The following is a 21123-nucleotide window of genomic DNA, read 5'->3' as shown; positions in this document are numbered from 1 at the left end:
ATAAACGCTGATAATCGGGGGAGCCAGTGTCGGTGTCGGTGGTAATACCGTGTTTCCGCTCCGCGCGGATTCTTCCGGTGCTGGTGCCCAGGCTCATCTCGGTCCTCGACGACCTCTCCGTACGACACGAGGTGATCCTCGTCGTGGACGGAAGTCCGGACGACACCTGGGAGACGGCCGTCGATCTGGCCAACCGGATCGACGCGGTTCAGGCCCTCCACCTCTCACGCAATTACGGCCAGCACAACGCGCTCGTAGCCGGAATCAGGGAGGCGCAATTCGACATCGTCATCACTATGGATGACGACCTGCAACATCCACCGGAGCAGATTCCCCTTCTCCTTGCGGCTCTGGAAGGCGATCGGCTGGACGTCGTCTACGGTGTCCCGCACGACGAGGAGCACGGATTTCTGCGGAGCCTGGCATCCCGGTCGATCAAGGCCGGCATGGCCAATGCGCTGGGGATCCGCACCGCGCGGGCGATCGGTGCCTTCAGGGCCTTCCGGACCCGCCTCCGCGATGGGTTCGAAGAGCTGTCGGGCCCGCACGCGTCCCTCGACGTGGCCCTGTCCTGGGTCACCACGAAGGTGGGCTCCGTAGGGGTGCACATGAACGAGCGGAGCGACGGGAAGTCCAATTACACGATAGGCCGGCTGGTCCGGCACACCGTGAACATGCTCCTGGGTTACAGCACGGCTCCGCTCCGGGCGGCGAGTTTTCTTGGCTTTCTGGCCGGGATCGTCGGCTTGCTCTTGGGCGCGACCGTACTCTGCCGGTTCGCCACCGGCGACACCACGGTAGCCGGGTTCACCACACTCGCCTCCATGGTCGCGCTCTTCTCGTCCGCTCAGCTGATCGCCATCGGTGTTCTCGGGGAATACATCGGCCGCATTCACGGAAGCGGAATGGGCCGACCGACCTATGTGGTGTGCGAGCGCGTCGGATCGCCGGAGAGTTTGAGCGTCCTGCGGCAGCCGCACGGCACTAGCGGCCGTGCACGAGCAGCAGTGGGCTCCGGATCAAGTGAACGGTGAGAACGGTCCGCACTGGTTCGAATCCGTACCTTACCCAGGCTCTCTGCACACGCGTGTTGTGCCCCTGAGTCGAGATGACGACTTCCTTCGCCCCTCTGACCAGGGTGCGGTCCTCGATCGCCTTGAGCAGATGCGCGTAGATGCCTCGCCCCTGAGCTTCAGAGACCACGCCGGCGAGCAGGATCTCCGTCCGGGGGCCCGTCTCCTCCACCGTGGCGAGCCCGAGAACGCGAGAATCCTCCTTCAGCACCACGCATCCTCCCTCACGAGCGGACCTGAGAGCCCATTCCTGATACCCGGCCAGCGCCTTGGCGACATCGAACAGGGGATTCGCGAGGTAGTGATTGCCGTATGCCGCGAAGATGTCGGAAATCAGTGCTCGCACCACACCAGGATCGATCAGTTCCGTCGCCGATATGTTCGGGGCCGCCCCCGGCGCGCGACCTTCGCCCGCGCACAGGCGCCAGTACGCCAGGGAGTCCGCGAACAGGACTGTCCGGCCGAGCGCGGTCAACTCCGCGAACCAGCCCCCGCGTTCAGCCGGGTATCGCAGCACAATGACATCTGCGGCCGATCCCAGAACGGCCTCGCGGATCGCGGAGAACGGGATATCGGACGCCGGGGGGACGTTCAGGCGCTCCACCGACCACCCGAACCGGGCGGATTCGAGCGGAGATTCCTGAGCTTGGATGGCTTCCGCCTCGAACACGTCATGCCAGGTCATCTGCGCACCTCATACGCCTGGACCGCGTCGATAACCCGCAGCACGTCGGCCTCGGCGAGATCGGCGAACAGCGGCAGCCGTACGAGCCTGTCGGTGATCTCGTCCGTGACCGGGCAGCCACCGGGGGCCGCCCGTCCGTACCGCAGCCCGGCGGGGGCGCTGTGCAGCGGTTGGTAGTGGAAGGCCGCCTGCACGCCCAGCGCGGCGAGGTGGCCGATGAACGCCTGGCGGCTCGCCAGATCGGGGAGCAGTAGGTAGTACAAATGGGCGGGATGGGCGCAGCCGTCCGGGACGGTCGGCTGGCAGATCCCGTTGTCCGCGGCCCAGTCCGCCAAGCCGTCGTGATAGGCCTGCCAGACGGCGTGCCGTCGAAGCTGGATCTGCTCGAAGGACTCGAGTTGCGCGGTCAGTTGCGCGGCGAGCACGTCGGATGGCAGGTAGCTGGAGCCGAGGTCGACCCATCGGTACTTGTCCACCTGGCCACGGAAGAACCTGCTGCGGTCGGTGCCCTTCTCTCGGACGATCTCGGCTCGCGCCATGAGATCGGGGTCGTTGAGGAGCAACGCGCCGCCCTCCCCACACTGGACGTTCTTCGTCTCGTGGAAGCTCTGGGCGGCCATGGAGCCGAACGACCCCAGAGGCCGGCCGCGGTAGGAGCCGCGCAGGCCGTGCGCGTTGTCCTCGACCAGCGCCAGGTCGTACCGCTCGGCGAAGCGGCCGATGGCGTCCATCTCGCAGCCGACTCCCGCGTAGTGGACGACCACGATCGCCCGCGTGCGATCGGTGACAGCGGCCTCCAGGAGCCGCTCGTCCACGTTCAGCGTGTCCGACCGGCAGTCGACGAACACCGGGACGGCGCCGCGCAGGGCGTAGGCGTTGGCCGTCGACATGAACGTGAACGACGGTATGAGCACCTCGTCGCCGGGCCGGAGACCGAGCAGGATCGCCGACATCTCCAACGCATGTGTGCAGGAGGTGGTCAGCAGCACCTGCCGAGCACCCGTCAACTCGCTGAGGAGCGCGGCGGCCCGGCGGGTGAACGGGCCGTCTCCGGAGGTATGTCCGTTACGCACGGCCTCCCCGACGTACGCGAGCTCGTTGTGCGAGACATGCGGCTGGTTGAAAGGAACCGTCCTGAGTGCTGTTGTGCTCACGGCTGCAGTGAACAACGAACAGACCGGCCACCACGCATTGCGGCCGCCTGATTGGTGAGCCCTTGCGTAAGTCTTACCCGTAGCCGACTCCACTGGACGGTCGTCAGCCCGACGGTGGCGTGATGTCCTTGAACGCGGCGCAGTAGGTGGTCCCCCACGCCGGTCCTGGGGGCGGCGGCGGGGGTGTGATCAGGCACGTGGTCTGGGCGAGGGTGCCGCCCTCGGTCAGTACGGTGATCAGCAGAGTGTTGAGCGGTACGGCCTCGGTCACGGAGACGCCGGTGACGCCCGGGGGGAGTCCCGGCACTGAGGCGAGGCTGTGCCATGCCCCTGGTGGAGCGGTCCGGGAGTCCCGGATCCACGGCGTGCCGCCTACGGCGTACACGGTGAAGTTCACATCGAAGGGGGCGAAGGTGAGGGAAACAAGCGTCGTGTCGGTACCCGAAGTCGTCCCTGGGAGGCCGGGCCGTCCTTGCCGCCCATCGTGCCCGGGCGCACCATCGTGCCCGGGCGCACCATCGTGCCCGGGCGCACCATCGTGCCCGGGCGCACCATCGTGCCCGCGCGGACCCTGGGGTCCGCGCGGACCCTGGGGTCCGGTGGCGCCCTTCTCGCCGCGGGGCCCGCGGCTCCCCCACGCGCACCGGAAATGCCGGCATCCGCAGTGTCGCCTGCGACAGTGCGCGTGGGCTACGGCGAGCACGTCCGCTCTGCTCAACTGCCTGTCGGCGATGGTGCTCGCGGTCGCCGTTCCCGGATTCAGCAATCCGAGATCACCACAGGCCAGCGCCAACGCGGCGGCCATGCCGGCTTTACGCAGGAACATGTTCTTCTCTCCTCCAACGCCATTTCCAGAGACGCGGTCATCCGCGGTTGAGTATCTGCTGGTTCACCACAGGTGATTCGCTCGGCGCGAAATGCACCCAGGCCTCATAGGCGGCGGTCCCGCCGTCCACATAAACGGCCGTGATCGGGTGCACGCCTCTGGTCAGCTCAGCGGTGGTGAACGTGGCGACGCCCGACTCGTCGAGCATGGCCGAGCCGATGATCGTGGAGCCGTCCCGGAAAACGACCTCACCAGTGGGGGAAAACCCTCGGTAGTCCCCACTCACGGCGGCGGTGAAGGTGACCGGCTCCTTTCTTCTGGCGGGGTTCGGCGACGAGGTGAGTGTTGTGCCGGTCGGCGGGTTGTCCGGGGTCGTCGCCCGCGTGGTGGGCAGGACGGTGGTGCCATCGAAGGTGACCGCCTCATGAAGTGCTACGGCGTGGCCGTACAACGCCGTGCCCTCGGTGACGTGGACCGAGTTCAACGCGAGGACGGCGCCGCGGAAAGTGGAGTAGCTCCCCAGAGTCGCGTCGCCGCCGACCTGCCAGATGACATTGCCGGCCTGGGCCCCGTTCACCAGGTCGATATTGCTGACTCTCGCCGTGTTCAGAGCGGAGCGGGCCTGGAAGATGAAGGCCGCATTGGGGTCGCCCTCGGCATCGAGCGTGAGCGTCCCGGTTATCTCGAAGACGCCTCCCGGGGTGTCATAGACGCCGGGTGCCATGATCTTGCCCCCGAGGTTGCGGGAAACGGTGGCGGTGGGCATTCGCGTCGCCGCGTCGCGGTAGGCGGCGGCGGCGTCGGCCATCGCTCTCCTTGAGGTCGCGTCGTCCAAATGGATGGCTCCCCGAATCTGCCCCGGCGGGAAGCCGCTCAGCTCATTGCCCGGGCTGACACCGACATTCCCGGTGACGCTGGTGAGGTTTGTGCTGATGACCGCGTCCCCTGCCACGGCCGCGCAGTTCTTGGCCATGCCGAGCTCCACCCGCGGCGGCGACTGCCGCGTCCTCGCCCCGTGTGGTGTGGCGTCGGGTACGCCCATCGCGAAGACGACGGCCGCAACGGCAGACATCCAGGTACGAGCCGCAGGCTTGGTCATGCGCACCAGTGTGGCGATAAGACCGCTCTAGACCTGCGGGGACATCCGTGTACGGCCATGTCCTTGCCGCTCTTTTGCCTGTGAATCGTGACCTGTGCCGACCGCCGAGAGGCACCGATGCCATTCCAGGGCGCGACACGCCTGGTCCGTCGGTGAATCGATGGTGCGGGAACTTCCGGCTCCTACAGTCGGATCGTGTCTCATCTCGATGTAACGGGGGCTCCTGACATGGGAGAGAAACTGGTGGTCGTCGGCCAAGGCTATGTCGGCCTGCCTCTGGCGATGCGGGCGGTCAGCGCGGGATTCGACGTTGTGGGCATCGACGTGGACCAGTGGCGGATCAAGCGATTGACCGCCGGCGAATCTTATGTCGAGGACATCGGGGACGACGAGCTGGTCGCCGCACACCGCTGTGGCCGCTATCTGGCCAGCACCGATTACGCCGACGCCGAGAGATTCGACATCTGTGTGATCACCGTGCCGACGCCGCTTCGCGAGGGCGTGCCCGATCTCCGGCACATCGCCTCGGCCGCCCAATCCATCGCGCCGCTCCTTCGGCCGGGCGCCACAGTGGTGCTGGAGTCCACGACTTACCCCGGAACCACCGAGGAATATCTCCTGCCCCTGCTTCAGGAAGGCTCCGGACTGCAGGCGCCCGAGGATTTCTACCTTGGCTACAGCCCCGAACGGATCGACCCGGGAAACACCCGCTGGCGGCTGGAGAACACGCCGAAGATCGTGTCCGGCATCGACGAGTCCTCGCTGAAAAGAGTCCAGGCGTTCTACGAGCGCATCGTGCGGGATGCCGTTCCCGTCTCCTCGGTTCAGGTGGCCGAGCTGAGCAAGCTCCTGGAGAACACCTTCCGGCACATCAACATCGCCCTGGTGAACGAGCTGGCCATCTTCGCGCGGCAGTTGGGGATCGACGTCTGGGAGGCCATCGACGCCGCTTCCACCAAACCGTTCGGATACATGCGCTTCACCCCCGGCCCGGGGGTCGGCGGGCACTGCCTGCCCATCGACCCGTCCTACCTGTCGTGGAAGGTCAAGCGCAGTCTGGGGCACAACTTCCGGTTCGTGGAGCTGGCGAACGACATCAACGACCACATGCCGGATCACGTCATCCACCGGCTGGCCCTCGCGCTGAACCAGCGCTCCAAGTCGATCAAGGGCAGCCGGGTGGTCGTGCTCGGCCTCGCCTACAAGAAGAACGCGGGAGACTGCCGCGAGTCGCCGGCGATCGAGGTGGCCAGGACTCTGCGCAAGCTGGGCGCGGATGTGCGCGCCGCCGACCCGCACGTGGACCACTTCCTGCTGCCGCACGGCATCGCGATCGTCGACGCCACCCGCCAGGAGCTCGCCAGGGCGGACGCGGTGATGATCCTCACCGACCACGACTGCTTCGACTACGAGATGGTCGAGCAGGCGAGCACCTTCGTCTTCGACACGCGCAACCGCTGCCGGGGGCCCAACGTCGAGCGGCTGTGACGGACCCTCAGGGGGCTACCCGCCGTCGAGCAGGTAGCCCCCGGCGTCGCTAGAGCATGGCCTTCATCGAGTCGGTGGCCGACAGCACGTAGGGCTGCTCGGCCATGACCGCGTCCCAGTTGTCCGCGAGCGACTCCGGCGTGAGGTCGTCGGACTTCCAGCCGGGCCCCTCCGCCACGAAGACCCGCGCCACCCGGCCGCCGCCGACGCTGAACACCTCGCCGCTCGGCGCGCACGACTCGTGCACCAGGTACGCCACCAGCGCGCTGACCCGCTCGGGCGTGAACTTGGCCTCGAACTCGGCCGGCAGCAGCGACTCGGTCATCCGCGTCCAGGCGATCGGCGCGATGGCGTTGGCCTTGATGCCACTGCGGGCGCCCTCGATGCCGAGCGTCTTGGTCAGGCCGACCAGCCCCATCTTGGCGGTGGAGTAGTTGGCCTGGCCGAAGTTGCCGAACAGACCCGCCGGGCTGGAGGTGTTGACGATGCGGCCGTAGCCGGCCTCCTTCATATAGGGGTAGGCGGCCTGGGAGACCAGGTAGGAGCCGCGCACGTGCACGGCCAGCACCCCGTCGAAATCCTCGACCGACATCTTCCCGAACGACCTGTCGCGCAGGATGCCCGCGTTGTTGACGACGATGTCGATCTTGCCGAAGGCGTCGATCGCGGCCTGCGCGATCGCCCTGGCCCCGTCCGGCGTGGCCACATTGTCGGCGTTGGCGATGGCCTGGCCACCGTTCTTGGTGATGAGCTCGACCACCTCGGCGGCGGGACCCGCGGAGGCGCCGGTGCCGTCGAGCGCGCCGCCCAGGTCGTTCACGACGACCTTGGCACCCCGCTCGGCCAGCAGGAGCGCGTGCGACCTGCCGAGACCGTGCCCGGCTCCCGTAATGATCGCGACCCTGTCATCGAACCGAAGCATCGAACCTCCAGCGCAGGAGAACAACGTTCTAGTAATGGCACAATAACCCGAGTCCGCTGCACCGTGACTGATCGTTGCGGATAGTGATCGAACAGTTCATTTTCTGCTAGAGTTCTGGGCTCCGCACGGGCGGCGCCCTCCAGCACCCGTCCGCCCTCCACCGGGCCTGGGAGGCCGGACATGCCGGTAAACACGCCCATTCGCGTGGTTCAGTGGGCCACCGGAGCCGTCGGCCGCTACGCGCTGCGCAGCGTGCTCAGCAGGCCGGGGCTGGAGCTCACGGGAGTCCTGGTCTATGACCCCGACAAGATCGGCAAGGACGCCGGCGAACTGGTCGGCCTGCCTTATACGGGCGTGTGCTGCACGGCCGACCCCGAACGCGTCATGGCCATCGACGCCGACTGCGTCCTGTACATGCCGCTGCCGGCCTCCTTCTTCGGCCCGGACCGGACCCTCGACCTGGAGACCATCTGCGCGCTGCTCGCCTCGGGCAAGAACGTCATCACGACCACCGGCTTCGTCTACCCCAAGTCGTATGGCCCGCGGGTGGTGGAGCGCATCGAGACCGCCTGCGCCAAGGGCGGCACCACGCTCCACGGCACCGGCATCAACCCGGGCTTCATGAGCGACTTCCTGCCGCTGGCCCTGACCGGACTGGCCGACCGGGTCGACCACATCTACGTGCGCGAATCATCGGACTTCCGCGGCCACCCGTCCCGCCAGGTCGTCGTGGACCTGATCGGGTTCACCCGCACGGCCAAGGACTACACGGCGGCGGTCCGGCCGTTCCGGACGTTCCAGCGCGCCCTCTTCGCCGAGAGCGTGCAACTCGTGGCCGACGCGCTCGACGTGCACCTCGACGAGGTGGAGGAGCGGGACGAGTTCGAGGTGGCCGGGCAGGCGTTCGAGATCGCGGCCGGCCTGGTCGAGGAGGGCGCGGTGTGCGCGTCGCGCTGGGTGTTCTCGGGCCTGGTGCGGGGGCGGCCGTTCATGACGGTCGAGGTGATCTACAAGGCCGACGCCCGAAAGGTGGATCGCTGGCCGGACCCGGGCTTCGCGATCCACATCGAGGGGGTGCCGCACATGACGATGGCCATCGACGAGGTCTCCCACGGCCTCGCCGCCGCAGCCGCCCACGCCATCAACGCCATCCCCGCCGTCTGCGCCGCCCCGCCCGGCATCTGCACCATCCTCGATCTCCCGCTTCCCACCGCCCGTGCCAGGGTCCGCACGAAATAGAAGAGAGAGATGATTTTTTCTCTCTCGCGATCGGTGCGTCACGCACGAGTATTCCTTTCTTTTTCTTTTACGGCCGGCAGTGGCCAGCCCCACCCACTGCACGGGGCTTGGCCCTGTCCAGGGATACGCTCCTGAGGTGTGCGGGGCCGGCCACCGCGACGAGACGGTGAGACCACGGCCACCCCCAAGCAAAACCCACCTCCCTCGAGGACAGGAGGCGCACTGTCTCCCGCGTTGTCGAGCCGGAGACACGCGCTCACGAATGGCTGGAGTCACCTGCTCACGAATGGCCGAGGGGACCTGCCCACGAATGGCCGAGGACGCCTGCTCACGAATGACGGCAGCCCTGGTCAACCGTGCGCACGTCACGGCGGCCAGCCCGCTCCACCGGAGGAGCGTGCCCCTGGACAGAGACCAGGCCCGTGCGGCGGGTGGGGCTGGCCACTGCCGGCCGTAATAAAAGAAATGAATGTCGGTTTTAGAAGTTAGTTGTGCGGAAGAAATCGCCCGTACTGGCCGCGGTGATAAAGGAGGGGACGGGCCGGAGTGGTGGAGGCGGCGGTGACGAGACCCACCACTAGCGTGTGGTCGCCTATTTCCACGGTTGTGTGCGGGATGCAGATGAGGTGCGCCGAGACGTCCTCCAGCAACGGTGTCTCGTGCGGGCCGGGACGCCACCGCGTGGGTGCGGCGAAGCGGTCGATGCCTCGGCGGGCGAAGCGGGTGGCCAGGTCGTGCTGGTGGCCGGCCAGGACGTTCACCGCGAAGTGGTCGGCCAGCCGGAGCCAGGGCCACGTGGTGGACGACTGGTCGACATAGAAGGACACCAGCGGCGGGTCGAGGCTGACCGAGGAGAACGAGGTCGCCGTGAGGCCCACCGGGACGCCTTCCGGCCTGGCCGTCACGATCACCACGCCGGCGGCGTGCTGGGCCAGGGCCGTGCGGAATTGGTCGGTGTCCAGGGAAATGGTCATCTCAGAGCTCCTTCCCTGGCGGCTGTCCGCGGCACGACGTGATCCGCTGTCTGCGGCACGACCTGATCCGCCCAGCGGGCCAGAGGCCCGTCAGCCGCATCCAGCTCTGGGAGTTCCGACTCCAGCAGTGCCAGACCCGGGGTGGGGACGAAGGCGCCCAGTTCCACCAGGAGGGGACGGAAGTGGACCTCCACCGCCAGCGCGTGCTTGGGGTGGCCCATGACGAGGATCGGCAGGGCCGCCGTGCCGGCCAGGGCGTTCGGCGGCAGCCGGTCCAGGAAGGCCTTGAGCAGGCCCGTGTAGGTCGCCTTGTAGGTGGGGCTGGCCACGACGGCCACCGAGGCGCTGGTGAGGAGTTCGAGGGCGATCTCCACGCTCGCGTCGGCCTCCGGCTGGAGCAGCGTCGGGGCGAGGGCCGACAGGTCGATGACGTCCCTCGCGCCCGTGTGACCGAGCCGGGCGGCGATGGCGTCGGTGGCCGCGACCGCCGCCCCCAGCGTGCGAGACCCGGGACGCGGGTTGCCGACGACGGTGACGATGCTCATGCGGACACTCCTGACGTCACGATGTTCTTCGAGGCAGCTCCCAGTCCGTAGTGGTCGCGGAGGGTGCGGGCCTCGTAGTCCTTGCGGAACAGGCCGCGGATCTGCAGCTCGGGGACCACCTGGTCGACGAAGTCCGCGAGGCCGCCGGGCAGGTACGGGGGCATGATGTTGAAGCCGTCGGCCGCGCCGTTCTCGTACCACTCCTGGAGCTGGTCGGCGATCTGCTCAGGGGTGCCCGCGACGACCCGGTGGCCGCGGCCGCCGGCGAGCTTGTTGATGATCTCGCGGATCGACAGGTCGCCGCGGCCCGCCAGGTCCTTGATCAGCTTGATGCGGCTCTGCTGGCCGTCCGGGTTGGGAGGAATGTCGGGCAATGGGCCATCCAACGGGTAGCCGGTGAGGTCCACGCCAAGGATGTTCGAGAGCTGCTGCACGCCGTACGCCGGGACGATGAGGTCCTCCAGCTCCTTCTCCAGCCGCAGCGCCTCACGCTCGGTCGAGCCGATGATGGGCGAGATGCCGGGCAGGATCTTGAGCTGGTACGGCGATCGCCCATACGCGGGGAGCCTGCCCTTGAGGTCGGCGTAGAACTCCTGGGCGTCTTCGAGGGTCTGCTGCGCGGTGAACACCGCCTCCGCGAACCTCGCCGCGAACTCCTTGCCGTCCTCCGACGACCCGGCCTGGACGAGGAGGGGGCGGCCCTGGGGTGAGCGCTGGATGTTCAGCGGGCCCTGCACCTTGAAGTGCGTGCCCACGTGGTCGATCGGCTTGATCCGCGAGACGTCGGCGTAGACACCGCTTCGCCGGTCGCCGACGACCGCCCCCTCCGCCCAGCTCTCCCAGAGCGCGTTCGCCACCTCCAGGAACTCCTCGGCCCGGCGGTAGCGCTCGCCGTGCGGGGGGCGTTCGATGCCGAAGTTGCGGGCCTCGGCCTCGCCGGCGGAAGTGACGATGTTCCAGCCCGCCCGGCCGCCGCTGATGTGGTCCAGCGAGGCGAACTTGCGCGCCACGTGGAACGGCTCGTTGTACGTCGTGGACACGGTGGCGATCAGGCCGATGTGGTCGGTGACGGCGGCCAGGGCGGCGAGGAGGGTGAGGGGCTCCAGCCCGCCCAGCGCGTTGTGCCGGACATTTCCCCATAGAGCGAGGCCGTCGGCGAGGAACACCGAGTCCAGCTTGCCGCGTTCGGCGATCCGGGCCAGTTCCTGGTAGTGGCGGATGTCGGTGATGCGGCTCGGCTCGGTCAGCGGGTGCCGCCACGCGGCCTCGTGGTGTCCGACGCCCATCAGGAAGGCGTTCAGGTGCATGGTCACGTGGTCCTCCAGGTGGAGAAGCGGCGCTCCAGGCGCACGAGGAGCAGGTTGAACAGCAGGCCGAGCACCGAGATCGTGATGATCCCCGCATACATGTCGGGCACCCGGAAGTTGTACTGCGCGTAGTTGATGAGGTAGCCGAGCCCCGCTTTGGCGCCGACCATCTCGGCGGCGACCAGCACGAGGATCGAGTACGCCCCGGCCAGGCGGATGCCGGTGAAGATGGTGGGCACCGCCGCGGGCAGGATGACCTTCTGGAACAACCGGAACGGCCCGAGCCCCAGAGACCTCGCCGACTTGATCAGGAGCGGGTCGACCCCTTTGACGCCCGCGATCGTGTTGAGCAGGATCGGCCAGGCGCAGGCGTACAGGATGATCGAGATCTTGGACGTCTCCCCCAGGCCCAGGACCAGCACGAACACCGGCAGCAGGGCCAGGGCGGCGGTGTTGCGGAAGAGCTCCAGGACCGGGTTCAGGAAGTCGGCCACCGGGCGATACCAGCCGATCAGCAGGCCCAGCGGGGTGGCGGTCAGGATGGCCAGCCCGAACCCCGCCAGCGACCTGACCAGGGAGGCTTGGGCGTGGTCCACCAGCTCGCCCCCTCGGAGCAGGTCGTACCAGGCGGCCAGGACGTCGCTCAGCGGCGGCAGGAAGGTGGGGTCCACCACTTGGGCCCTGGGAAGGATCTCCCAGACGGCGGCCAGCACGATGATCGCGGCGGACGCGTTGAACACCCGGCGGGCGACGCCCCAGGGGTTGCGGCGCCGACCCGTCACGGGCTGAGGGACCGGCGTGAGAGTCGTGACGGCGGACGGGTGGAGGTGATCGTTGTCAAGCGGGGAGGCCGAGAGGCCGGCCGTGCTGAGTGAGGGTCTGGCCAACGGAGCTCACCTCCTCGCGCAGCAGCGTCCAGATCGCGTGCCGGTACTCGCCGAACACCGGATCCGCCCGCAGGTCCCCTTCACGGGAGGCGAACGAGACCGGCACCACAGCCCGGATACGTCCGGGGCTGGGCGTCATGACGGCGACCCGCTGCCCCAGATAGACCGCCTCGTCGATGCCGTGGGTGATGAACACGATGGTCTTGCCGGTCTTGTTCCAGATGCGGAGCAGTTCTTCCTGGAGGGACTCGCGGGTCTGGGCGTCCAGGGCGGCGAAGGGCTCGTCCATGAGCAGGATGTCCGGGTCGTAGGCGAGGCTGCGGGCGATGGCGACCCGCTGCCTCATGCCGCCCGAGAGCTCGTGCGGGTAGCGCTCGTCGAAGCCGCGCAGCCCGACCAGGTCGAGGTAGCCGCGGGCGCGCTCACGGCGTTCGCGCCGCGGCACCCCCTTGGCCTCCAGCCCGAACTCCACGTTCGCCACCGCGGTCCGCCACGGGAACAGCGCGTACTGCTGGAAGACGATGCCCCGATCGAGTCCCGGACCCGAGACGGGCACGCCGTTGATGCGGATCTCGCCGCGCGTGGGCAGGGTCAGGCCGCTGAGCAGGTCGAGGAGGGTGGACTTGCCGCACCCGCTGGGGCCGACGAGGGTGAGGAACTCCCCTTCCGCCACGTCCAGCGAGACGTCGGACACGGCGGCGAAGGGCCGGTCGGAGCCGCGCACGGCGAACTCCTTGGTCACGGACACGAACTCGATCTTCATCGGGATCCTCCCGAGGCGAACGGGTTGTAGGTGTTGGTGTAGACGTCCTGGGCCTTGACCTGGCCGGGCTTGATCTCGCCGGCGTCCTCCAGCCAGGAGATCCACCGCTGGAACTCCTGCGGCTCGATCACCCCACCCTTGGTTGCGACGCCGCTGCTCTTCCAGAAGCCGACGGCGGTGGCGTCCTCGTTCCTGCCGCGCTTGGCGATGATCTTCTTGAACTCGGCCACGACCTCGTCCCGGCTGTGCGTCTGGGTCCACTGGATGGCCTTGGCAGTGGCCTCGACGAACTTCCTGGTCGTGTTCGGGTTCTGCTTGATGAAGCGGTCGGTGAGCACGTACGTCCCGGCCGAGAAGTTGCCGAACAGGTCGACGTCCTTGAACAGGGCCTTGAGACCGCCTCGCTCCAGCGCCTTGTCACGCAGGAGACCGCCGAGCACGGCGACGTCGATCTGTTTCTGGCGCAGCGACTGCTCGGTGCTGACGGGCGGCACGGCGACCAGTTCGACCTGCTTGACCTCGGCCGGGGTCAGGCCGCCGCGCTTGAGGTATTCCTTCAGCACGGCTTCGGCATGGGCGCCCAGGGTGTTCATGCCGACCTTCTTGCCGATCAGGTCGCGGGCGCTGTGGATCGGACTGTCCTGGAGGGTGAAGAAGCCCTGGTAGGAGTACTGGTCGCTGCCGTAGTAGCTGACGACCGCCTTGATCGGGGCTTTGGCGGCGACGAGCTTGACCACGGCGCCGTTGAACGCGCCGCCGAAGTCGCTCTGTCCCGTGGCGGCCGTCTGGATGTCCTGTGGTCCGCTGGTCGTGTTGCCGATCCACTTGAGCTTGACGGGTTTGAGATAGCCGAGCTCCTCGGCCAGCTCGGGGAAGGTGACGGCGCCGACACTGCCCTGGTAACGGAGCTCCTGGGTTTCGGTGGAGCCCTGGGCGGTGCCGCACGCCGTGACGGCCGTTACGGCAAGGAGGATGGGGACGAGGGAAAGAGGTCTGATCACGAGATGTCCTCAAATAAGGGGGGACAGGGACTAAGTCGTGATCAGTGACACTGTGCGCTGACGACGCGGCAGAAGTCGACATGCGCGCGCCGGGTCAGATCCGGGCTCATGCAGACGACGCTACGCAGGCTCGCGCTAGAAGTCAACATTTCCTACTGGGTTTACATGAAATTACTGAGCCCGCAGGTCAGGCGCCCGCGAACCACAGGTCCGGTTCGCCCGGAACGTGCCGCGCCCGCCCCCGCGACTCCAGCCACACCAGGTGCGCCAGCGTCTCGTTGTTGGCCGCCCGCCGCATGAACGGCGGGATCGTCTCCCAGGGCCGCGCCCAGGTCAGGCCGGTCGCGATGTCCCAGCAGCAGACCCCGCCGGAGGCGGCCCCGATCGCCCGCTCGATCTCCCCCAGCCGCTCCTCGTGATGCGCGATCACGTAGTCGACGCGTTCGGCCAGTTCCAGGAACCGGTACTCGTGCGCGGGCAGCACCTCCTCCACGTCCAGCTTCCGTACGGCAGCCAGCGCGTCGAGGTAGTCGGCCAGCGGATTGGGCGCGGACTGCGGGTGCACGGCCACCATCGGCGTGATCTTGGCTAGCACGTGATCGCCGGAGAACAGCAGCTTCCTGGACGGCGACACGAAGCAGAGATGGCCGGGCGAGTGCCCGGGAGTCCAGACCGCCCGCAGGTCCCAGCCGGGCAGGTCCAGCCGGTCCCCGTCCTCGACCAGCCGGTCGGGCTTGGCCATCGACACCATGTGCCTGATCATCATCGAGGCGCCGGCCAGCTCGTCCAGGGTCAGCTCGGGCACCCCCGACCGGACGAGCAGTGCCCGTTCGCGCTGGACCAGCGAGTCGATGGCGCTGTCGTCATACCGCTCGTGGACCAGGCGCGCGTCAGCGGGGTGCAGGGCGATCCACGCGCCCGACATCTCCCGGACCCGCCCGGCCAGGCCGTAGTGATCGGGGTGGATGTGGGTGACCAGCACGCCCTTGACATCGGTGATCGCGTACCCGGCGACCCGCAGTCCCGCGACGAGCGCCTCGTAGGCCTCGTCGGTGTTCCATCCGGCATCGACGATGGCGACCCCGTCCGGTAGTTCCAGAACGTAGACCAGCACGTAACGCAGGGGGTTCACCGGGATCGGCACCGGGACCGACCACAGTCCGGGCCGCACCCGCTCGACCTCGGGAATCGTTCCGCCGAGCCACGCCGCGCGCTGGGTCTCGCTGGATGGAGTCACCACGAACTTCGCCATGCAGAGCATTGTGCCCGAACCATGTTCTACTGAAGAGATGAAGCTGGCACGAGAAATCGCCGGTGACGGGCGTTTTGTCCGGCAGCCGAACCGTTTCACCGACCGCCTGGGCCCGCCGGAGCCGGGCCGCTACCGGCTCTACGCCTCCTACGCCTGTCCGTGGGCGCAGCGGGTGCTGATCGTCCGCAAGCTCCTCGGTCTGGAGGACCTGCTGGACGTGACGATCGTGGACCCGATCCGCGACGAGAAGGGCTGGCGGGTGCCCGGCGGCGAGTACCTGTCGGAGCTTTACCTGACCACCGACCCCGAATACGCGGGCCGCTACACCGTCCCCTGCGTCTGGGACACCGTGGACAAGCGCCTCGTCACCAACGACTTCCCGCAGATCACGCTAGATCTTGAAATGTCGTGGTCCACCTCCCCCGACCTCTACCCACGACACCTCAGAGCCGACATCGACGCGATGAACGACCGGCTCTACCACGGGCTCAACAACGCCGTCTACGAGGCGGGATTCGCCCGTGACCAGGGGGCGTACGAGGAGGCGGTGTCGCTGGTCTTCGCGACTCTCGACTTCCTGGAGGCCCGGCTGGCGGGGTCGGCGTACCTCTTCGACACGCTGACCGAGAGCGACGTGCGCCTGTACACCACCCTGGCCAGGTTCGACGCGGTGTACTACGGGCATTTCAAGTGCTCGATCAGGCGGCTGACCGACTATCCGGCGCTGTGGGCGTACGCGCGGAGGCTGTACGCGATCCCGGCCTTCGCCGAGACCACGAACTTCGACCACATCAAGCGCCATTACTACGTCACGCAGACGAACATCAACCCCAGCCAGATCGTCCCGGTGGGCCCGCTGCTCGACTGGAACGAGCCTGATCTCAGTCGGCCGTGAGCCCTGCGGCGATCTTCTTCAGCTCGCTGGTCGTCTTGGCGGCCCCGAGCTTCTTGGCGTAGACCGGGCTGATCATCACCTCGGCCCGCCGCCCCTCGCCCATGTTGAGGAAGAGAGTCGGGGTTCCCTTCCCACCGTCCTCGCCGACCCATTGCACGATCAGGTAGCCGGTCCGGTCGCCGATGGCCACCTCTTGGCCCTTCTTCTCGTCGCGGTACTCCTGCGTGCGTTCATCGACCTCCTGGACGGCCTGGCCTTCGTACACGAAGATCTGGACGCAGTAGAAACCGTGCTTGTCACCGTCGTAGTTCCATGAAGTCGTGTAGCTGTCACCGTGATCCAGCGACCAGTGGCCCCACTGCAGCCCATCGGGCAGGTAACCCACTTTGACGCGCCCGAAGGCCCTTCCGTCGCCCAGGTCCCCGAGATCGCGAGTCGGGGTCGGGAGGGGTGGGGTGTCGTCGATGGCGGGGACGTCCGGCTGCGACGTCTCAGAGGCCACGGCCGGGTCGCCGGGGCCGGGTACCGGTCCCTGCACCGCTACGGAGCCCGGGCCGAGGACCAGGTAGGCGGGCACCACGGCAGCGGCGACCGCCGCCGACGTGACCAGGGCGGCGAGCCTGACCCGCTGCTTCTTCCTCCTCGTGGACCGGAGTACCCGGTCCACGAGGTCGGGCGCGGCCCGCAACCTCGCGGTCTCGTCCGCCATGATCTGGCGAAGGTGGTCCTCAAGCGTGGACATTCCTGATCACTCCTTCCACTGTTCCGTCGCCGAGCGCCGTACGGAGCTTGGCCATCGCCTTCGACGCCTGACTTTTCACCGTGCCCACCGAGCAGCCGAGGATCTCGGCTGTCTGCGTCTCGCCGAGGTCCTCCCAGTACCGCAGGACGATCACCGCGCGCTGCCGGGGAGGCAGGGCGCGCAGGGCGTCCATGAGCATGCGGCGCAGGTCGATGTCGGTCTCCGGCGCCGCCGACTCCGGCGGAGTGTGCACCGGGATGATGTGCAGGATCGCCCGGCGCCGGGCCCGGCTGATGGCGGTGTTGACGATCACGCGTCGGATGTAGGGCTCGGGGTTGGCGTACCGCACCCGGTCCCAGTTTCGGTATGTGCGCTCCAGCGCCGTCTGCAGCAGGTCTTCCGCCTCAGCCTCGTTGCCGCAGGTGAGGTAGGCGACCCGCAGCAGGCTCGTGCCGCGTGCGGCCACGAACGCGGCGAATTCCTGTTCCTCGGCGCCGCTCACGCCTGTCCGTCCGATTTCACGCCTTCTAATACGCCTGGGCCACGCCAGGCGTTGCCTGGCGCCAAACGGCTGTCTCACAGGCAACCCCGCGGCTCGCCCAGGCGTATAGGGAGTCGTGATGAAACTCGTGACCACCCCGATCCGGGCGATGATCGCCGTCGGGACCGGACTGACCGCGGTGAGCGCCATCGCTCTGCTGGGCCCGCCGGCGGCGCCCGGCCTCCTGGACGCGCCGGACCTGCGGCTCACCGCCACTGTGACAACTCCAGCGGAAGGCACTTACTGGCATACGAAAACCCTGTGGAAGACCACCCATCCCCGGCAGCTCGGGAGCGGCTCGAACCGCTACTGGGTGGAGGAGCAGCGACTCCAGGAGTTGTGGACCTCGCGCGATGGAAAGGCCTGGTTCGGGTTCCGGACGCTGGGGACACGTCCGAAGAGCGCGGCCGACGAGAAGGCCTGGCGCCGCGACAGCTCGCCGACCAAGTGGAGCCGCACGGCTGATGGCAGGACCGTGTCCCTGTCCACCAAGCCGGACAAGGGCCGCGTCGGCGCCGTGAAGGGACCGGGCACGTTCTTCCTTGACGGGCAGCAGCTGACGTTCGAGGAGGTCCAGAGGCTGCCCGCAGACCCGAGCGGGCTGAAGACCTGGCTCGCGAAGGCCGCGCGAGTCTCAAGGGTTCCGGAAGATCGGGTCGAGGGCAATGTGAGAGAGGCGCTGCCCACTCTGCTGCGCGACCTTCCCGCGCCGAAGGAGGTTCGCACCGCTGCTTACCAGGCGTTGCTGACGATGCCCGGCGTCCGCTCCCTGGGGACGGCCAAGGACAGCCTGGGCAGGACCGGCGTGAAGGTCTCCATCGACCAGGAGCAGACCCGCGACGAGGACTCGGTCAGAACCGAGATGATCGTCGACACGGACGAGATGGTGCAGCTGGCCCAGAACCAGACGACCAAGCTCAACGGCAAGCTCTTCGTGAACAAGACCTACGCCGAGACCCTGTTCCAGGTCGGCTGGACCGACGCCGCGCCGTCGGTGCCCGCTCTCCCCTAGAACCCATCTCCTTTTACGGCTGGCAGTGGCCGGCCCCACCCTCTGTGCGGGGCTGGTCTCCCTCCAGGGGCACGCTCCTCCGGTTCACCGGGCTGGGCGCCGTGACGTGCGCATCCTTGACCGGAGCGCCCCCCTTCGTGAGCCGGTGGGGTTCGGTCAGCGGGGGCATGCGCACGAACAGCAGCGCCGAGGCCAGCACCACCGCGGCGGCGAGCGACCAGGTGGCCGAGAGACCGGCGTGGCCGGCCAGTGTGCCGAACATCACATTGGACAACCCCGCCCCCGCCTGCAGTGACAGGGAGCTCGTCGAGGTCACCGTCGTGCGCTGGGCGGCCGTGACGGCGTTGTGCGTCATCTCCAGGCACAGCAGCCCCGCCATCGCCAGCCCCGAGAACATGACGACATAGGCCAGCCCGGTGGCCGCGAAACCGAGCGGCCCGTCCAAACCGGCCGTGGCCGCCAGGGCGGCGATGGCCAGCGCGGTCAGGACGGCGCCCGCGACCGCTCCGCGTACCGAACCGCCGGCCAACCCGGCCACCCGGGGCGCGATCGCACTGCCCACCGCGCTGCCCGCGAACCCGAGCGCCGCCACGATGGCGTAACCGGTGCTGCCCAGCTCCGCCGTACCCGCCAGCGCCGCCAACCGGCCGGGGGTGAGCAGTTCGACGGCGGCCAGCGCCACGCCCGAAGCGGCGGCGGCCAGCATCAGGCGGCGCAGCACAGCGGCACCCGCCACCAGCCGCACTCCACCCGCGACGGTCACGGGCACGTCCCGGAGAACCCGCCCCAATGACCACCGAGCGCTCGACGCCCCGGCCGGCTGCCGCGCGTGCGATGGCTCGGGGAGTGCGAAGAGCACCGTCATCAGGAGCACGAGCCCGGCCGTCGCGCCCAGGAGCGGCGGCACCGCAAGAGGCGTCATCACCCCCGGCGGCACCGCGAGCGGCACGAACCCGCCCACCAGGGCGCCCAGGCACAGCGCCAACGACTCCATCGCGCCGCCGCGCGCCAACCCCGGCTTGAGGTCGGCGCCCGGGCCTTCGAGGTCGTGCAGCGTGTCGACGTACCAGGCGGTGGCGGGGCCGCTGGACAGGGCGCGGCCGATGCCCTTGAGCACCCAGGTGGCCAGGAACATCCAGAACGTGGTCGACACCGCCGTCAACGCGAGCGAGACGACGGTGAACGCGGCCGAGATCGCCAGGACCGTCCGGCGGCCGATCACGTCGGCCAGGCCGCCGGTGGGCAGTTCGAGGCCGAGGGTGACCATCGAGAACACGGTGGTGGCGAGCCCGACTTCGGCCAGGCTGAGACCTCTTTCGGTCATCAGCAGCACCGTGACGGCCATCGTCAGGCCAATGGGCAGCCAGGTCAGGAAACTGACCAGTAAGTAGCGGCGCAGCGCGGACCTGGGCGTCATCAGTTCTCCCGCTCTTCCTGTGGCGTGCGCGGGAAGACCGCCGACCAGACGCTCATCGGCACGGCGCCGGGGTCGTCCGCGTAACGGTCGCCGAGCTCCCGCACCAGCTCGTCGACGCGCTCACTGAACTCACGGACGGCCGCCGCGGGCAGCCGCACCAGATGGTCGCTCATCCCGGAGACCTCGACCAGCTCAGCGGGCCACTCCCCCGCCTCGAACGCCTCGAACGCCCGGCCCAACGCCTCCAGCTGGCGCAGGTGCATGATCCGGACGGCCTCCTGCCCCTCGGGCGTGGCCGCCATCTCCAGGTTGTCCCAGGAGGTGTAGCGGTGGCGGGCCCGCCAGCGGCGTTCCCGGCCGTCGCGGCGCTCCGGGTCCTCCTCGATGAAGCCGTACTTGGCCAGCTCGCGCAGGTGATAGCTGGTCGAGCCGGAGCTCTCCCCCACCTCGCGGCCCAGCTCGCTGGCCGTCGCGGGCCCCTCGGCGCGCAGCAGGCCGAGCAGCCGCACCCGCAGGGGGTGCGCCACCACCTTGAGCACCCGAGGATCGCTGATCTTGAACTTCTCTTCCACTCTTGAAGGCTAAACCGCAAAGGCAATTTTGCAAAGGGAATTTTGCGATCTCCTGGAGCGAATAAGCTGGGACGCATGCTTGACGACATCTGGGTGGACGAGGCGGTCTTCGCCCTGCGTCCCGACTTCGCGGTGCTGGTCATGACGGCGTACGACCTGCGCAACGGGCCGACCGACGACCGTTCCCGCGCCTGGCTCGCGGCGGCCGCGGAGCAGCCCGTACAGGCCGAGAAGATCGACGCGTGGAAGGACGCCTACCGCGCGTTCGGCGCCAAGCCGCAGAAGACCAGGCCCTCCGTCGACGCCCTGACCCGCAGGCTTCCACTGCCGGAGATCAACCAGGCCGTGGACGCGTACAACTCGATCAGCGTGAAGCACGCGCTGCCGATCGGCGGCGAGGACCTCGACCGCTACGTGGGCCCGGCGCGGCTGGTCAGGGCCGGCGGCGGCGAGGAGTCGGAAGAGGCGCTCGGGCAGCCGGAACCCGGCGAGGTGATCTGGCGCGACGACCTCGGCGTCACCTGCCGCAGGTGGAACTGGCGCCAGGTCGCGCGCACCCGGCTCACCGAGGAGACCACCAACGCGATCTTCCTCCTGGAGCGGCTGGAGCCCATGTCCCTGGAGGAGCTCAAGGAGGCGGGCGAGGAGCTGGCGGACCTGCTGACCGAGCTGTCCCCTGAGGTGCGGATCGCCAGCAGAATGGTGTCTGGGGGGAAATAAACCTGCTGC

The 21123-nt window shown here is 68.3% G+C and carries 22 protein-coding genes; 6 read left to right on the top strand and 16 right to left on the bottom strand.

Annotated features, from left to right (window positions below):
• Positions 1 to 26 precede the first annotated feature (26 nt).
• Positions 27 to 1034 (top strand): glycosyltransferase family 2 protein, encoded by a 1008-nt coding sequence (locus tag ACGFNP_RS39765; RefSeq protein ID WP_393327675.1) that lies wholly within the window; start codon positions 27 to 29, stop codon positions 1032 to 1034.
• Here the strand turns inward: ACGFNP_RS39765 and ACGFNP_RS39760 are convergent.
• From ACGFNP_RS39760 to ACGFNP_RS39745, 4 genes are all read right to left on the bottom strand, one after another.
• On the bottom strand, positions 985 to 1758 hold the full coding sequence (locus ACGFNP_RS39760) for a GNAT family N-acetyltransferase (RefSeq protein WP_393327672.1): 774 nt from the start codon (positions 1756 to 1758) through the stop codon (positions 985 to 987). The genes ACGFNP_RS39765 and ACGFNP_RS39760 overlap by 50 nt on opposite strands.
• Positions 1755 to 2912: a dTDP-4-amino-4,6-dideoxygalactose transaminase gene (gene rffA, locus ACGFNP_RS39755; protein ID WP_393327669.1), complete on the bottom strand. Its 1158-nt coding sequence runs from the start codon at positions 2910 to 2912 to the stop codon at positions 1755 to 1757. Before rffA ends, ACGFNP_RS39760 begins: the two co-directional genes overlap by 4 nt.
• Positions 2913 to 3015: 103 nt before the next feature.
• The gene (locus tag ACGFNP_RS39750; protein ID WP_393327666.1) at positions 3016 to 3219 is read right to left on the bottom strand and encodes a hypothetical protein; all 204 of its coding nucleotides are present in this window, start codon (positions 3217 to 3219) and stop codon (positions 3016 to 3018) included.
• Between the two features lie 556 nt (positions 3220 to 3775).
• On the bottom strand, positions 3776 to 4837 hold the full coding sequence (locus tag ACGFNP_RS39745; protein ID WP_393327663.1) for an ice-binding family protein: 1062 nt from the start codon (positions 4835 to 4837) through the stop codon (positions 3776 to 3778).
• Positions 4838 to 5065: 228 nt separating this feature from the next.
• On the opposite strand from ACGFNP_RS39745, the gene ACGFNP_RS39740 reads away from it, so the two are divergent.
• A complete protein-coding gene (locus ACGFNP_RS39740; RefSeq protein WP_393327660.1) occupies positions 5066 to 6325 on the top strand; it encodes a nucleotide sugar dehydrogenase in 1260 nt (419 codons plus the stop codon).
• Positions 6326 to 6374: 49 nt separating this feature from the next.
• Here the strand turns inward: ACGFNP_RS39740 and ACGFNP_RS39735 are convergent, their stop codons facing one another.
• Positions 6375 to 7247: an SDR family oxidoreductase gene (locus ACGFNP_RS39735; RefSeq protein WP_358336829.1), complete on the bottom strand. Its 873-nt coding sequence runs from the start codon at positions 7245 to 7247 to the stop codon at positions 6375 to 6377.
• A 180-nt stretch (positions 7248 to 7427) separates the two neighbouring features.
• On the opposite strand from ACGFNP_RS39735, the gene ACGFNP_RS39730 reads away from it, so the two are divergent.
• Complete coding sequence (locus ACGFNP_RS39730; protein WP_393327657.1) at positions 7428 to 8486, top strand: dihydrodipicolinate reductase; 1059 nt, start codon at positions 7428 to 7430, stop codon at positions 8484 to 8486.
• Between the two features lie 485 nt (positions 8487 to 8971).
• On the opposite strand, the gene ACGFNP_RS39725 is transcribed toward ACGFNP_RS39730, so the two are convergent.
• From ACGFNP_RS39725 to ACGFNP_RS39695, 7 genes are all read right to left on the bottom strand, one after another.
• On the bottom strand, positions 8972 to 9460 hold the full coding sequence (locus tag ACGFNP_RS39725) for a flavin reductase family protein (RefSeq protein WP_358336823.1): 489 nt from the start codon (positions 9458 to 9460) through the stop codon (positions 8972 to 8974).
• A complete protein-coding gene (locus tag ACGFNP_RS39720; RefSeq protein ID WP_393327653.1) occupies positions 9457 to 10005 on the bottom strand; it encodes an NADPH-dependent FMN reductase in 549 nt (182 codons plus the stop codon). Before ACGFNP_RS39720 ends, ACGFNP_RS39725 begins: the two co-directional genes overlap by 4 nt.
• A complete protein-coding gene (locus ACGFNP_RS39715; RefSeq protein ID WP_358337185.1) occupies positions 10002 to 11312 on the bottom strand; it encodes an LLM class flavin-dependent oxidoreductase in 1311 nt (436 codons plus the stop codon). Before ACGFNP_RS39715 ends, ACGFNP_RS39720 begins: the two co-directional genes overlap by 4 nt.
• A gap of 2 nt (positions 11313 to 11314) precedes the next feature.
• Positions 11315 to 12094, bottom strand: a complete 780-nt coding sequence (locus ACGFNP_RS39710) for an ABC transporter permease (protein ID WP_393327650.1) — start codon at positions 12092 to 12094, stop codon at positions 11315 to 11317.
• Positions 12095 to 12149: 55 nt separating this feature from the next.
• Positions 12150 to 12962 (bottom strand): ABC transporter ATP-binding protein, encoded by an 813-nt coding sequence (locus ACGFNP_RS39705; RefSeq protein WP_358336814.1) that lies wholly within the window; start codon positions 12960 to 12962, stop codon positions 12150 to 12152.
• Positions 12959 to 13963, bottom strand: coding sequence for an ABC transporter substrate-binding protein (locus ACGFNP_RS39700; RefSeq protein ID WP_358336810.1), 1005 nt, complete (start codon positions 13961 to 13963; stop codon positions 12959 to 12961). The genes ACGFNP_RS39705 and ACGFNP_RS39700 overlap by 4 nt, the downstream gene beginning before the upstream one ends.
• Positions 13964 to 14150: 187 nt before the next feature.
• Complete coding sequence (locus ACGFNP_RS39695) at positions 14151 to 15215, bottom strand: MBL fold metallo-hydrolase (RefSeq protein WP_393327646.1); 1065 nt, start codon at positions 15213 to 15215, stop codon at positions 14151 to 14153.
• 37 nt (positions 15216 to 15252) lie between these two features.
• Here ACGFNP_RS39695 and ACGFNP_RS39690 point away from each other — a divergent pair, with 37 nt between their 5' ends.
• On the top strand, positions 15253 to 16110 hold the full coding sequence (locus ACGFNP_RS39690; protein ID WP_393327644.1) for a glutathione S-transferase family protein: 858 nt from the start codon (positions 15253 to 15255) through the stop codon (positions 16108 to 16110).
• On the opposite strand, the gene ACGFNP_RS39685 is transcribed toward ACGFNP_RS39690, so the two are convergent.
• Together ACGFNP_RS39685 and ACGFNP_RS39680 are read right to left on the bottom strand one after the other, a co-directional pair.
• On the bottom strand, positions 16097 to 16852 hold the full coding sequence (locus tag ACGFNP_RS39685) for a hypothetical protein (protein ID WP_358336801.1): 756 nt from the start codon (positions 16850 to 16852) through the stop codon (positions 16097 to 16099). The two genes, ACGFNP_RS39690 and ACGFNP_RS39685, sit on opposite strands and share 14 nt — an antisense overlap.
• The gene (locus tag ACGFNP_RS39680; protein ID WP_358336798.1) at positions 16839 to 17354 is read right to left on the bottom strand and encodes a SigE family RNA polymerase sigma factor; all 516 of its coding nucleotides are present in this window, start codon (positions 17352 to 17354) and stop codon (positions 16839 to 16841) included. The genes ACGFNP_RS39685 and ACGFNP_RS39680 overlap by 14 nt, the downstream gene beginning before the upstream one ends.
• Positions 17355 to 17472: 118 nt before the next feature.
• Here ACGFNP_RS39680 and ACGFNP_RS39675 point away from each other — a divergent pair, with 118 nt between their 5' ends.
• Positions 17473 to 18405 (top strand): hypothetical protein, encoded by a 933-nt coding sequence (locus ACGFNP_RS39675; RefSeq protein WP_393327640.1) that lies wholly within the window; start codon positions 17473 to 17475, stop codon positions 18403 to 18405.
• Positions 18406 to 18418: 13 nt separating this feature from the next.
• Here ACGFNP_RS39675 and ACGFNP_RS39670 read toward each other — a convergent pair whose 3' ends face one another.
• Together ACGFNP_RS39670 and ACGFNP_RS39665 are read right to left on the bottom strand one after the other, a co-directional pair.
• Positions 18419 to 19822, bottom strand: a complete 1404-nt coding sequence (locus ACGFNP_RS39670) for an MFS transporter (protein ID WP_393327637.1) — start codon at positions 19820 to 19822, stop codon at positions 18419 to 18421.
• Positions 19822 to 20394, bottom strand: a complete 573-nt coding sequence (locus ACGFNP_RS39665; RefSeq protein WP_393327634.1) for a winged helix-turn-helix domain-containing protein — start codon at positions 20392 to 20394, stop codon at positions 19822 to 19824. Before ACGFNP_RS39665 ends, ACGFNP_RS39670 begins: the two co-directional genes overlap by 1 nt.
• A gap of 75 nt (positions 20395 to 20469) precedes the next feature.
• Between ACGFNP_RS39665 and ACGFNP_RS39660 the strand changes: the two genes are divergently transcribed.
• Positions 20470 to 21114, top strand: a complete 645-nt coding sequence (locus ACGFNP_RS39660; RefSeq protein WP_358336785.1) for a phenylalanine--tRNA ligase beta subunit-related protein — start codon at positions 20470 to 20472, stop codon at positions 21112 to 21114.
• Positions 21115 to 21123: the final 9 nt, after the last annotated feature.

The sequence above is a fragment of the Nonomuraea sp. NPDC049269 genome, from assembly GCF_043197155.1.
Lineage (GTDB): Bacteria > Actinomycetota > Actinomycetes > Streptosporangiales > Streptosporangiaceae > Nonomuraea.
This window is presented reverse-complemented; position numbering and strand designations above follow the sequence as displayed.

Coding starts and splice junctions, on each gene's coding strand:
- ACGFNP_RS39760 (WP_393327672.1), bottom strand. CDS start 1,758: ATGACCTGGCATGACGTGTTCGAGGCGGAAGCCATCCAAGCTCAGGAA.
- ACGFNP_RS39675 (WP_393327640.1), top strand. CDS start 17,473: ATGAAACTCGTGACCACCCCGATCCGGGCGATGATCGCCGTCGGGACC.
- ACGFNP_RS39705 (WP_358336814.1), bottom strand. CDS start 12,962: ATGAAGATCGAGTTCGTGTCCGTGACCAAGGAGTTCGCCGTGCGCGGC.
- ACGFNP_RS39725 (WP_358336823.1), bottom strand. CDS start 9,460: ATGACCATTTCCCTGGACACCGACCAATTCCGCACGGCCCTGGCCCAG.
- ACGFNP_RS39715 (WP_358337185.1), bottom strand. CDS start 11,312: ATGCACCTGAACGCCTTCCTGATGGGCGTCGGACACCACGAGGCCGCG.
- ACGFNP_RS39730 (WP_393327657.1), top strand. CDS start 7,428: ATGCCGGTAAACACGCCCATTCGCGTGGTTCAGTGGGCCACCGGAGCC.
- ACGFNP_RS39720 (WP_393327653.1), bottom strand. CDS start 10,005: ATGAGCATCGTCACCGTCGTCGGCAACCCGCGTCCCGGGTCTCGCACG.
- ACGFNP_RS39740 (WP_393327660.1), top strand. CDS start 5,066: ATGGGAGAGAAACTGGTGGTCGTCGGCCAAGGCTATGTCGGCCTGCCT.
- ACGFNP_RS39695 (WP_393327646.1), bottom strand. CDS start 15,215: ATGGCGAAGTTCGTGGTGACTCCATCCAGCGAGACCCAGCGCGCGGCG.
- ACGFNP_RS39670 (WP_393327637.1), bottom strand. CDS start 19,822: ATGACGCCCAGGTCCGCGCTGCGCCGCTACTTACTGGTCAGTTTCCTG.
- ACGFNP_RS39660 (WP_358336785.1), top strand. CDS start 20,470: ATGCTTGACGACATCTGGGTGGACGAGGCGGTCTTCGCCCTGCGTCCC.
- ACGFNP_RS39685 (WP_358336801.1), bottom strand. CDS start 16,852: ATGTCCACGCTTGAGGACCACCTTCGCCAGATCATGGCGGACGAGACC.
- ACGFNP_RS39690 (WP_393327644.1), top strand. CDS start 15,253: ATGAAGCTGGCACGAGAAATCGCCGGTGACGGGCGTTTTGTCCGGCAG.
- ACGFNP_RS39735 (WP_358336829.1), bottom strand. CDS start 7,247: ATGCTTCGGTTCGATGACAGGGTCGCGATCATTACGGGAGCCGGGCAC.
- ACGFNP_RS39745 (WP_393327663.1), bottom strand. CDS start 4,837: ATGACCAAGCCTGCGGCTCGTACCTGGATGTCTGCCGTTGCGGCCGTC.